This window comes from Xenorhabdus sp. BG5, from assembly GCF_015163665.1.
GTDB lineage: Bacteria > Pseudomonadota > Gammaproteobacteria > Enterobacterales > Enterobacteriaceae > Xenorhabdus.
On the sequence record NZ_JADEUG010000006.1, the window covers coordinates 95,656 to 108,154 of the forward strand.

The window sequence follows — 12,499 nt, forward strand, 5'->3', positions numbered from 1 at the left end:
TAAAAGTGTCTTACGGAGCATGTGAGCAATGAAATTACCCATTTATTTGGACTATTCAGCAACAACACCAGTTGATCCACGTGTTGCTGAAAAGATGATGAACTATTTGACTATTGACGGCGTCTTCGGTAACCCAGCTTCCCGTTCACACCGTTTCGGTTGGCAGGCTGAAGAAGCGGTTGATATCGCACGCAATCAAATTGCTGACTTAGTTGGCGCGGACCCACGTGAAATCGTGTTCACTTCAGGTGCGACAGAATCCGATAACCTGGCAATTAAAGGTGCTGCAAAATTTTATCAGAAGAAAGGCAAGCACATTATCACCAGCAAAACTGAGCATAAAGCGGTTTTAGATACTTGTCGTCAGCTGGAACGCGAAGGTTTTGAGATCACATATCTGGCACCAATGAGCAATGGCCTGATTGATCTGAAAGAGTTGGAAGCGACCCTACGTGCAGACACCATTCTGGTTTCCATCATGCACGTCAACAACGAAATCGGTATTGTTCAGGATATCATGACCATTGGTGAATTATGCCGCAGTCGTGGCATTATTTTTCATGTTGATGCCACCCAAAGTGTTGGTAAATTGCCTGTCGATCTCAGCCTGCTTAAAGTTGACTTGATGTCCTTTTCTGCCCATAAACTTTATGGCCCGATGGGAATTGGTGCACTGTATGTTCGCCGTAAGCCTCGCGTACGTATTGAAGCCCAACAGCATGGTGGTGGTCATGAACGCGGTATGCGTTCAGGTACATTACCTGTTCACCAGATTGTTGGCATGGGTGAAGCTTACCGTATTGCGAAAGAAGAGCTGGAATCAGAAGCAGAACGCCTGCGTGGTTTGCGTCTGCGTTTGTGGAACGGTATCAAAGATATTGAAGAAGTTTACCTGAATGGTGATTTGGAGCAGGGAGCGCCACACATTCTGAATGTCAGCTTCAACTATGTTGAAGGTGAATCATTGATGATGTCATTGAAAGATCTGGCAGTATCTTCTGGCTCGGCATGTACTTCAGCGAGTCTGGAGCCTTCCTATGTCCTGCGTGCACTGGGCATGAATGATGAACTGGCGCACAGTTCTATTCGTTTCTCTTTGGGGCGTTTTACCACAGAAGAAGAAATAGACTATGCAATCAAGTTGATTCACAACGCGATTGGTCACTTGCGTGATCTTTCTCCATTGTGGGAAATGTTCAAGCAGGGTGTGGATCTTAGCACCATCGAATGGTCTCATCATTAATCAGACGGTTTCAGGAGTAACGATATGGCTTACAGCGACAAAGTAATTGATCACTATGAAAACCCACGTAATGTTGGTTCATTTGATAACGAAGATCCGACAGTGGGTAGTGGCATGGTAGGGGCACCCGCTTGCGGTGACGTCATGCGACTGCAAATCAAAGTCAACGATGAAGGTATCATTGAGGACGCACGTTTCAAAACCTATGGCTGCGGTTCGGCCATTGCATCCAGTTCTTTGGTAACAGAATGGATGAAAGGTAAATCATTGGAACAGGCTGAGGCAATTAAAAACACGCAAATTGCTGAAGAGTTAGAGCTGCCGCCAGTAAAAATCCATTGCTCGATTCTGGCAGAAGATGCTATCAAAGCGGCTATTGCTGATTACAAGAGCAAGCGCCAGTCCAAATAATTTTTTCGCAAAAAGAACATAATTCTGGTGGATATTGCAGCAATATCCACCTTTACTAGTTTTAAAGTGAGGTGTTGTATGTCAATTTCCCTGACAGAAAGTGCAGCCCAACGTATTTTGGCTTTTCTTACCCATCGAGGAAAAGGTGTCGGGTTGCGCTTGGGAGTGAGAACATCTGGCTGCTCTGGTATGGCATATGTGATTGAATTTGCTGATGCAATAAATGAAGAAGATCAGATTTTTGAAGATAAGGGCGTGAAAGTTATCGTTGACGGAAAAAGCGTCATTTATCTTGATGGTACTGAGTTGGATTTCGTTAAAGAAGGTCTGAATGAAGGCTTTAAATTCAACAACCCCAATGTTTCCAGCGAATGCGGTTGTGGAGAAAGTTTCCACGTTTAACTCCATTTTTTGACCCGCATTTTGCGAAACTAAGAGTAACTTATGGACTATTTTACTTTATTTGGGCTGCCTGCACGTTATGCGATTGATTGCGAACAGTTGGCGACCCGTTATCAGGAATTGCAACGCCAGTTTCATCCTGATCGTTTTGCCAACCAGCCAGAACGTGACAAAACGCTGGCACTCCAACAAGCTGCTACCATTAATGATGGTTATCAGACACTAAAACACCCCCTGAAACGCGCAGAATATATGCTATCTCAGCAAGGGTTTGATCTGTCCAACGAACAGCACACGATGCAGGATACGGTTTTTTTGATGCAGCAGTTGGAATTGCGTGAAGAGCTTGAGGCCATTGAACATCGCGTAGATTCAGAAACAGCATTGAATGATTTTTCCTCTCGCTTACATACAATGATTAAAACACGCAGTGAGCAGATGGAACAGCAAATTAATGCTGCCGAATGGTCAATTGCAGCTGATACCGTCCGTAAGTTACGCTTTCTGGATAAATTGCAACAGCAGGTTGAACAACTGGAAGAGCGGTTATTGGATGATTTTTAGCTGAATCGTATTCTTTAGCATGATTTTTGGCTGAATGAATTTCAGTTGAATAAATTTCGGCTGATATAGATTTATAGGGGCACATATGGCTTTATTACAAATCAGCGAACCGGGTTTATCTGCCGCACCGCACCAGCGCCGGCTGGCTGCGGGGATTGATCTTGGTACAACTCACTCTCTGGTTGCGACCGTCCGTAGCGGTCAGGCGGAAACATTGGCAGACAGTGATAACCGTCACCTACTTCCTTCTGTTGTACAGTATCGTAAAGAAGAGATTCAAGTTGGTTGGCAGGCGCGTCAACAGGCTGCGTCTGATCCTGCCAATACAATCAGTTCAGTCAAGCGGATGATGGGACGCTCTTTGGCTGACGTTCAACAGCGTTACCCTAACCTGCCATATCAACTTCAGGCTAGTGAAAATGGTTTGCCATTGATCAATACTGTGGCGGGGTTGGTAGATCCTATTCAGGTTTCTTCTGAGATATTGAAATCGTTGGTGCAACGGGCAGAAGAAACCTTGGATGGTAAACTTGATGGTGTTGTGATCACCGTGCCTGCTTATTTCGACGATGCTCAGCGTCAGGGCACTAAAGATGCAGCTCGTTTAGCGGGCTTGCATGTTCTGCGTCTCTTGAATGAACCTACTGCGGCAGCCATTGCTTATGGTCTTGATTCCGGTCAGGAGGGGATAATCGCTGTTTACGATCTTGGTGGTGGAACATTTGATGTCTCTATTCTTCGCCTTAGCCGAGGCGTGTTTGAAGTGCTGGCAACGGGGGGAGATACCGCTCTTGGTGGTGACGATTTTGATTCGTTGTTAGCAAATTGGATACGTGAGCAGGCTGGGATCAGCGATAACGGCCACGGATTACAGCGTCAATTACTGGATGTTGCTACCCAAACCAAAATTGCCTTGAGTGAGGCAGATAGAGTGGAAATCGATATTGCTAACTGGCAGGGCAGCATTACCCGTAGCGAATTTAACGAATTGATTGCCGCTTTGGTCAAACGCACATTACTCTCCTGCCGTCGGGCGCTGAAAGATGCAGGTGTAACGATTGACGAGGTTTTGCAGGTCGTCATGGTTGGTGGTTCAACGCGCGTGCCGTTAGTACGCAGCATGGTGGGAGAATTCTTTGACCGCGAACCATTAACGTCTATCGATCCAGACAAGGTTGTCGCAGTGGGTGCTGCAATTCAGGCCGATATTCTGGTGGGTAACAAACCAGATAGCGAAATGCTGCTACTTGATGTTATCCCGCTGTCACTTGGTTTGGAGACAATGGGAGGGCTGGTTGAAAAAGTCATTCCACGTAATACCACCATTCCCGTTGCCAAAGCGCAAGAATTTACCACTTTTAAAGATGGTCAAAGTGCGATGAGCATTCATGTGGTGCAGGGCGAGAGGGAACTGGTCAGTGATTGCCGTTCACTGGCGCGTTTCACACTGCGTGGTCTTCCGCCATTACCGGCTGGTGGTGCACACATTCGTGTAACCTTTCAGGTTGATGCCGATGGCCTGTTGAGTGTCAGTGCATTAGAAAAATCCACGGGTGTTGAAGCTTCCATTCAGGTGAAACCTTCCTATGGTTTATCGGATGAAGAAATTGCCCATATGCTCAAAGATTCTATGTCTAATGCACAGGAAGATGTTCAGGCACGCAAATTAGCTGAACAGAAAGTAGAAGCGGCTCGAATGCTGGAAAGTTTAACCAGTGCATTGGAAAAAGATGCGGATTTGCTGAGCCAAGAAGAGTTGGCTGCTATTGATTCTGCTGCACATGTATTAATTGAAAGTGCTCAGGGAATCTCCCCTGAGGCAATTGAAAGTGCAATAAAACAATTGGACAAGCAAACGCAAGAATTTGCAGCACGCCGTATGGACACATCAATCCGCCGGGCTTTGGCGGGTCATTCTGTGGATGAGATTTAATTATGCCTAAAATTGTATTTTTACCTCATAACGAACTTTGCCCTGAAGGGGTAGTATTGGAAGCGAAGGAAGGCGAATCCATTCTGGATGTTGCATTACGTAATGGCATTGAAATTGAACATGCCTGTGAAAAATCCTGTGCGTGTACCACTTGTCACTGTATTGTCAGGGAAGGCTTTGATTCACTGGAAGAAAGCTCTGAACTGGAAGATGACATGTTGGATAAGGCATGGGGATTGGAGCCAGAAAGCCGCTTAAGCTGCCAGGCCAAAGTTGCCGATGAGGATTTAGTCGTTGAAATCCCCAAATACACCGTTAACCATGCGCGCGAACACTGACAGGAGAACAGAAAATGAAATGGTCTGACAGTCGTGATATTGGCGAAGCACTGTATGATAAATTTCCTGATTTAGATCCAAAAACAGTACGTTTCACCGACATGCATGAATGGATTTGTGAGCTGGAGGGGTTTGATGACGATCCACAGAAATCCAACGAAAAAATACTGGAAGCTATTTTGTTGGTGTGGCTGGATGAATATGAATAACGTGCAATTTGCCCAAGGCAAAAAATAGCACAATTTCACCGATTCTTGCTCAATGGCTTGGCATAATCTGTATTTAGTGGAAAACTGGCGATGGCCAGTTTTTTTATAAACCCTCACTGTGAAACAGTGAACAAATAAGATAAGAAGTGAGAAAAAATGACAAAACAAATCATGCCTATAACACTGTCTTATGAGCCAGCTAACGCTTGCTGGGGTGAAAAAGCACTAATTAGCTCAAATGAGCAAGGGATCACGATCCATTTGAAAGGCAATGGCAAGCTGGGCGCAATTCAACGTGCCGGGCGTAAAATTGACGGGCAAGGAATTCGCAATATTGCTTTAGTGGGTGATGGCTGGGATCTGGAAAAAAGTTGGTCATTTTGGCTAGGCTTTCGTTCACCTAAAGGATTGCGCACAATTGAATGGCCACAACTCCCTGCGACGGAAAAACAGGAGCTAGAAAGACGGATCAAATTCGTCGATTGGGTGCGTGATACCATCAACCTTCCGGCAGAAGATTTGGGACCGGAACAGCTTGCCCAGAGAGCTATTGATTTATTGCGCGGGGTAGCGGGTGATGCCGTTAGTTATCGTATCATCAAAGGGAATGAGTTGCGTGAACAGGGATATGCGGGGGTATATACCGTTGGCCGTGGCTCTTCTCGTGATCCTGTGTTCCTGACATTAGATTTCAATCCAACAAAAGATGCAAAAGCACCTGTCTTTGCCTGCCTGGTTGGTAAAGGCATTACCTTCGATTCCGGTGGATACAGCCTCAAGCCTTCTAATTTCATGGATTCTATGAAATCAGATATGGGCGGTTCAGCGACATTAACGGGAGCACTGGCTCTGGCAATCAGTCGTGGCTTAAAACATCGTGTAAAACTGTTCCTGAGTATCGCAGATAATATGGTGAGTGGTAATGCGTTCAAATTGGGCGATATCATTCACTACCGCAATGGTAAAACGGTTGAAGTGATGAACACAGATGCAGAAGGGCGTCTGGTTCTGGCTGATGGTTTGATTGATGCCAGTGTAGAAAAAGCGCAACTTATTATTGATGCTGCCACCTTGACTGGCGCAGCGAAAACAGCAGTAGGCAATGATTACCACTCAATATTAAGTTTTGATGATCAACTGGTATCTGATTTAATGGCAGCGGCCAATAATGAAAATGAATTGTTCTGGCGCTTGCCGCTGGCTGAATTCCATCGTAGCCAGCTGCCATCTAACTTTGCTGATTTGAACAACATTGCGTCACCGGCACATTCGGCAGGAGCAAGTACCGCAGCCGCATTCTTGTCGCACTTTGTCGAAAATTACAAAAAAGGTTGGATACATATTGACTGTTCAGCAATTTACCGTAAATCCTCTGTTGAACAATGGGCTGCGGGTGCAACGGGATATGGTGTACGTACCATTGCCAATTTATTGCTGACAAAAGCGAAATAGGCGAAAACACTTTTCTTAATAGCTCCTCTTATGGAGGAGCTATTGTTGAATTTATCGATGATCTTAACTTCATTCAAACAGTACCGTCGGAGATTTTCATGAGCTTATTAAATGGATCTATCGCTACTGAAATAGAGGTTCCTGGCGGAAGCCTTATTACTCTAAGTCAGCCAGAAAAACCGCCGACTCAGCTTATTGAGTCACTCATTGAATTATTTAAACAATATAAATCTGTTCGACAGGCTTTTTTAATTATGGCCCATGATAAAAATGTGGATGAAAAACCCAATGTATTAATTGGCTTGGAATTCAGTGTGACATTGACAGAAAATGAGATTAATTTGTTGATTCAAGAAGCTGGCGAACTGGCTTGCAAATATCTTGATGAAGAGGAATCTGTCGATTTTTGCCTGCTTGATGAACAAGAAGGGGGGATCAGCCATTTCTTGATTCATCATACCCAACCCTTTTATCAGCGAAAATTAGGGAGTTGGTTGCGTGATACCATCCCTGTTGTTAATCAATAACGACTTGATTGCTTTACTATGACGCTATTTTCTTCGTCATGAAACCAGCCTCTACAGCAATAGAATTTATTTTAAACGTAACGCATAACATTGCTGTTTCACCTATTCTGCCTTGTGACTTTCTTGTGATCTACTTTCATGTAATTTGATAACGCTAAATAGCGTTTCAAAATGGCAGGAGTATTCCTTATCCCGCGCGCCGCGCGGAGTAAGGAACTCCAACATCTGATACTATCAGTATTATTGGTACGTCAGATAAAACCCCCCAAGATCCTAAAGAAAAGTTCACAGGAAAATTTATCGTCTCTGATGAAAGTCAACAAGATATAAGCAAGGAAAGGGCTAACGAAGTTAAGCCTTTTATTCAATGTGTCACAGAGAAGATTTTATAATTGACATTGAGTGAAAAATACTAATTCAATGATCTTGGTCAGTATGTCTGTTTGGGAATTCATCGCCTGAGCGGGCATTATTTTATAAAATGATTATTTTCATCGTGTATAACGAAGCGAAAATGTGATTTATGCTAAAAAATGATATTTTCGCTAAGAAAGTTTTAATAAAATGTTATGTTTTTTGTAGGCAAGCAGAAACTCTCCTCCTATAATCAACGCCTATTTTTATCCCTGTCAGATACAGGGTAGAGCAGCCCTCCAGTTTTGTTTGGGGCGTAAAAATTAAAATGAATCATCGCTGAAAGTGCCAAAGAGGTTACTCAATGACAATTGAACGTACTTTTTCCATTATTAAACCCAATGCAGTGAAGAAAGATGTTATCGGTTCTATCTATGCCCGCTTTGAAAGTGCAGGGTTTAAAATTATCGCAGCCAAAATGTTGCATTTGACGCGTGAACAAGCGGAAGGTTTTTATGCTGAACACAAAGGCCGCCCTTTCTTTGATGGTCTGGTGGCGTTCATGACCTCTGGCCCAATTATGGTACAAGTTCTGGAAGGTGAAAATGCCGTTCAACGTCACCGCGATCTGATGGGTGCCACGAATCCTGATAATGCCTTGGCGGGTACTCTGCGTGCAGATTATGCAGACAGCTTTACTGAAAATGCGGTTCACGGTTCTGACTCTATTGAATCTGCAAATCGTGAAATTGCTTACTTTTTCAGTGATGATGAAATCTTCCCTCGTTTCTAAAGCTTTTCACTTAAGTAGCATATAAACAGTAAAGTTTGTACAATGATGCGCCCCACTGATTTGGTTCAGCGGGGCATTTATTATTTTATTTCAATATCCATTCAATATAGCTCTGATTAAAAGAGAGAATGATCATTGAATTGGCAGTCACCGCATGAAAACTTAATGCTGAAATCAGATCAGCATAGAGCCGAAAGTGTAACAACGAGGCGATGTAACAATGTCCCAACTTAACGAAACCGTACCACCTGCAACTTCCGCCGTATCTGTCGCGCCTGAAAAGAAAAACGGTAAAGTCAATTTGCTCGATCTTAACCGTAAACAAATGCGTCAATTTTTTGTCGATATGGGAGAGAAGCCTTTTCGTGCCGATCAGGTCATGAAATGGATTTACCATTATTGCTATGACGATTTTGAGCAGATGACCGATATCAACAAAGTGCTCAGGGCGAAATTGCAACAAGTTGCTGAAATCAGAGCACCCGAAGTTGCAGAAGAGCAACGCTCTGCTGATGGCACAATCAAATGGGCGATTACCGTCGGTGATCAACAGGTTGAAACGGTTTATATCCCAGAAGATGATCGCGCGACACTGTGTGTTTCATCTCAGGTGGGATGTGCTTTAGAGTGTAAATTTTGTTCTACGGCTCAGCAGGGTTTTAACCGTAATCTGCGCGTTTCTGAGATTATTGGTCAGGTCTGGCGCGCCGCTAAGATTATAGGGTCACTGAAATCCAGTGGTCGTCGTCCCATTACCAACGTAGTGATGATGGGAATGGGAGAACCATTACTCAATTTGAATAATGTCGTGCCAGCAATGGAAATCATGATGGATGATTTCGGCTTTGGTTTGTCAAAACGTCGTGTAACATTGTCAACATCTGGTGTTGTTCCTGCGCTGGATAAACTGGGAGATATGATCGATGTTGCACTGGCAATTTCCTTACATGCACCCACTGACGACGTTCGTGACGAAATTGTGCCCATTAACCGCAAGTACAATATTGAAGAGTTCTTGGCGGGAGTACGTCGTTACCTGACAAAATCTAATGCTAACCAGGGACGTGTTACGGTGGAGTATGTAATGCTTGATCATATCAATGACAGCGTTGAGCAGGCTCATCAATTGGCCGAATGCTTAAAAGATACTCCCAGCAAGATTAACCTGATCCCGTGGAACCCGTTCCCAGGTGCACCTTATGGGCGCAGCTCAAACAGCCGCATCGATCGTTTTGCCAAGGTCCTGATGGGATACGGTTTTACAACCATTGTGCGTAAAACGAGGGGAGATGATATTGATGCAGCATGTGGGCAGCTTGCCGGTGATGTCATTGACAGAACCAAGAGAACCATGAAAAAACGCCTTGCAGGTGAACCTATTCAGGTAAAAACAGTCTAATTTTTTGTTTAAAATCGATGAATGGCTAAAAATCTGGCAAAGTTTAACATATCCTTATAAATGAAGATGGTATGATACGGAAATCAATAATTTGGTCTATAGTTTGTTTTGGCCTGTTAACGGGGTGTGTGGAACGATCAACGCATCGCGCCCATCAGGTTGTTGCCATAGAGACACGATTGCAACTAGGGAAGGCTTATTTGGTGGACCGAAATTTACCGGCCGCTAAATATCATTTTCAAAAAGTCTTGCTGGCGGAGCCTCGTCATCCAGAGGCACATCTGGGTATGGCACTGCATGAACAATATGCAGGCCGTCCTGAAACCGCCAGTCAGCATTATAGAATGGCTATGCAGTATGCGGCTGAAAGTGATACCGTAGTACATCACTACCATATTTTTCTTTGTGAACAAAAGCAGTATGAAAAAGCTGAGCAATTGATCATGGAAAGTATGGCAAGCATGAAACGCGACACAGGTCGCTATCGCTGTGATAAATGATTTTTTGCGTTCAACGCAGCATGCAATATTTAGATGATTTCGCTACACAAATTAAGTGATATGTTCTATTCATTTAATTTGCGTAAATTCTTTAACCCAGAACAGTACCAGTATCCCTTGCTAATGAAGACTGAAACTTATCCAGAAGAAGCTAATCTGACAACAGGTCAGATTCTGCGTCAGGCTCGTGAAAAACATGAGCTTTCTCAGCAAACTGTGGCAGATCGCTTGTGTCTTAAACTGTCCACTGTTCGTGATATTGAAGAAGATAATATCCCGTCAAATATTTCACCGACATTCCTTCGTGGTTATATTCGCGCCTATGCAAAATTGGTTCAGGTGCCTGAATCTGAAATCTTGAGTACTCTGGATAAACAGATCCCCTCCAAGGCCATAAAAACGGCGCCTATGCAAAGTTTTTCAGCGGGGAAAAAACGCAAGAAACGTGACGGTTGGTTAATGAAAATAACATGGGCTGTTATTATTGTGTTGCTGGGAATGACATTCCTGTGGTGGTGGCAGAATTATAAAGTACAACAAACAGAACTGTCTTCAATGGCTACACAATCAAATGCCCAGGATAGCCAGGTAACAGGCTCTGAAAATGACCGACTGGCTCCAAGTGCTGGGGAAAATAATGTAGCGCCTCTTAAAGAAAATCAATCCGCAACGACTGCTCAATCTGGTGTTTCCCAAGAAAAAACATCGTCGGCAGAGGCAAATGGCACAGAAGTAAACAGCAAGTCTCCCGTATCTTCCAGTGCGCCGGTATCCACAGCAACTACTCAGCCTGCAAACAATGCAACGCCAGAAAATACGACTGCTAATGTAGAGGCGAATAGTGTTGTTGTGAGCCCATCATCGACTGATGTAAACAGTATCAGCACTGCGAGCAACGGTGAGTTAGTGATAGATTTCAGCGGTGAATGTTGGCTGGCAGTCGAAGATGCTAAAGGTAAGGTGTTGTTTAGTGGCATAAAAAAGAAAGGGGATAGCCTAAAACTTTCCGGTAATTTACCTTATTCGGTAAATATTGGCGCACCATCCAAGGTTAAGGTGCAGTTCCAGGGGAAACCCGTGGATCTGAGTTCCTTCGTGAAGAAAGGCATCACGGCTAAATTGACTCTGAAATAAATGCCTTAACTGTTTTGGCCAAATTATTCACCACAGCATAGTTGTCATTCTTATAAACAAAAATACAGGGATGTAGGGGAGTAATGTAAAAATGCATAATGAATCACCGATAAAAAGACGTAAATCTACACGTATTTATGTCGGTAATGTGCCTATCGGGGATGGCGCACCGATTGCAGTGCAATCAATGACTAACACACGAACAACTGATGTTGAAGCAACAGTCAATCAAATTAAGGCGTTAGAGCGTGTCGGTGTTGATATCGTTCGGGTGTCTGTTCCAACAATGGATGCAGCCGAAGCGTTTAAGTCGATCAAACAGCAAGTCAATGTCCCTCTTGTTGCCGATATTCATTTCGATTACCGCATTGCCTTGAAAGTTGCGGAATATGGTGTTGACTGTCTGCGCATCAATCCTGGCAATATCGGTAACGAAGAGCGTATTCGTCAAGTTGTCGATTGCGCTCGCCACAATAACATTCCGATTCGCATTGGGGTTAATGGTGGTTCACTGGAAAAAGATCTACAGGAAAAATATGGTGAACCCACACCCGAAGCGTTGGTTGAATCGGCAATGCGTCATGTGGATATTCTTGATCGCCTGAACTTCGACCAATTTAAGGTAAGCGTCAAGGCCTCGGACGTTTTCCTGGCGGTTGGGGCATACCGTTTACTGGCACAAAAAATTGATCAACCGCTGCATTTGGGGATTACGGAAGCAGGTGGAGCCCGTGCTGGTGCGGTGAAATCTTCAATTGGCCTTGGCATTTTGTTGTCAGAAGGAATTGGCGATACGTTACGTATTTCGTTGGCCGCAGATCCAGTGGAAGAAGTTAAAGTCGGTTTTGATATTCTGAAAGCATTGCGTATTCGTTCACGGGGCATTAATTTCATTGCCTGTCCAACTTGTTCGCGCCAAGAATTTGATGTTATCGGTACGGTTAATGCGCTTGAACAGCGTCTTGAAGACTTAATCACCCCGATGGACGTTTCTATCATTGGTTGTGTCGTGAATGGCCCAGGGGAAGCAGAAGTTTCAACGCTTGGCGTAACGGGTGCGAAAACAAAAAGTGGCTTTTATGAAGATGGTATTCGTCAAAAAGAGCGTTTTGACAATAACAATTTGATTGATCAACTTGAGGCGAAAATCCGGGCGAAGGCAACTATCCTCGATGCTAAAAACCGAATCAGTATCAATCAGCTTGATGAGTAATTTATTGGGGATATGAGCATATAGGTT

14 protein-coding genes are annotated in these 12,499 nt (G+C 44.0%); all 14 read left to right on the plus strand.

The annotated features are described in order from the left end of the window. Positions 1–28: 28 nt before the first annotated feature. On the plus strand, positions 29–1,243 hold the full coding sequence (locus IQ209_RS05200; protein WP_193849626.1) for an IscS subfamily cysteine desulfurase: 1,215 nt from the start codon (positions 29–31) through the stop codon (positions 1,241–1,243). 24 nt (positions 1,244–1,267) lie between these two features. Beyond that, positions 1,268–1,654, plus strand: a complete 387-nt coding sequence (iscU, locus tag IQ209_RS05205; RefSeq protein WP_193849628.1) for a Fe-S cluster assembly scaffold IscU — start codon at positions 1,268–1,270, stop codon at positions 1,652–1,654. Positions 1,655–1,732: 78 nt separating this feature from the next. Beyond that, entirely contained in the window at positions 1,733–2,056 is a 324-nt protein-coding gene (iscA, locus tag IQ209_RS05210) for an iron-sulfur cluster assembly protein IscA (RefSeq protein ID WP_193849630.1), read from the plus strand. 42 nt (positions 2,057–2,098) lie between these two features. After that, positions 2,099–2,620, plus strand: a complete 522-nt coding sequence (gene hscB / locus IQ209_RS05215; protein ID WP_193849632.1) for a co-chaperone HscB — start codon at positions 2,099–2,101, stop codon at positions 2,618–2,620. An 85-nt stretch (positions 2,621–2,705) separates the two neighbouring features. Further along, positions 2,706–4,553, plus strand: coding sequence for a Fe-S protein assembly chaperone HscA (gene hscA, locus IQ209_RS05220; protein ID WP_193849634.1), 1,848 nt, complete (start codon positions 2,706–2,708; stop codon positions 4,551–4,553). A 2-nt stretch (positions 4,554–4,555) separates the two neighbouring features. Then, positions 4,556–4,891 carry an ISC system 2Fe-2S type ferredoxin gene (gene fdx, locus IQ209_RS05225; protein ID WP_193849636.1) on the plus strand — a complete coding sequence of 112 codons (336 nt, stop codon included), beginning with the start codon at positions 4,556–4,558 and terminating at the stop codon, positions 4,889–4,891. 14 nt (positions 4,892–4,905) lie between these two features. Next, on the plus strand, positions 4,906–5,100 hold the full coding sequence (gene iscX, locus IQ209_RS05230) for a Fe-S cluster assembly protein IscX (protein ID WP_189759909.1): 195 nt from the start codon (positions 4,906–4,908) through the stop codon (positions 5,098–5,100). A gap of 156 nt (positions 5,101–5,256) precedes the next feature. Further along, complete coding sequence (gene pepB / locus IQ209_RS05235; RefSeq protein ID WP_193849638.1) at positions 5,257–6,552, plus strand: aminopeptidase PepB; 1,296 nt, start codon at positions 5,257–5,259, stop codon at positions 6,550–6,552. A 98-nt stretch (positions 6,553–6,650) separates the two neighbouring features. Then, the gene (locus tag IQ209_RS05240; protein WP_193849639.1) at positions 6,651–7,079 is read left to right on the plus strand and encodes an enhanced serine sensitivity protein SseB C-terminal domain-containing protein; all 429 of its coding nucleotides are present in this window, start codon (positions 6,651–6,653) and stop codon (positions 7,077–7,079) included. 718 nt (positions 7,080–7,797) lie between these two features. Then, positions 7,798–8,226: a nucleoside-diphosphate kinase gene (gene ndk / locus IQ209_RS05245; RefSeq protein ID WP_193849641.1), complete on the plus strand. Its 429-nt coding sequence runs from the start codon at positions 7,798–7,800 to the stop codon at positions 8,224–8,226. 220 nt (positions 8,227–8,446) lie between these two features. Further along, positions 8,447–9,625 (plus strand): bifunctional tRNA (adenosine(37)-C2)-methyltransferase TrmG/ribosomal RNA large subunit methyltransferase RlmN, encoded by a 1,179-nt coding sequence (locus IQ209_RS05250; protein ID WP_193849643.1) that lies wholly within the window; start codon positions 8,447–8,449, stop codon positions 9,623–9,625. Positions 9,626–9,753: 128 nt separating this feature from the next. After that, positions 9,754–10,125 (plus strand): fimbrial assembly protein, encoded by a 372-nt coding sequence (locus tag IQ209_RS05255; protein WP_339378915.1) that lies wholly within the window; start codon positions 9,754–9,756, stop codon positions 10,123–10,125. A 123-nt stretch (positions 10,126–10,248) separates the two neighbouring features. Next, positions 10,249–11,259, plus strand: coding sequence for a cytoskeleton protein RodZ (gene rodZ, locus IQ209_RS05260; protein ID WP_193849712.1), 1,011 nt, complete (start codon positions 10,249–10,251; stop codon positions 11,257–11,259). A 91-nt stretch (positions 11,260–11,350) separates the two neighbouring features. Next, the gene (gene ispG / locus IQ209_RS05265) at positions 11,351–12,472 is read left to right on the plus strand and encodes a flavodoxin-dependent (E)-4-hydroxy-3-methylbut-2-enyl-diphosphate synthase (RefSeq protein WP_193849646.1); all 1,122 of its coding nucleotides are present in this window, start codon (positions 11,351–11,353) and stop codon (positions 12,470–12,472) included. Positions 12,473–12,499 lie beyond the last annotated feature (27 nt).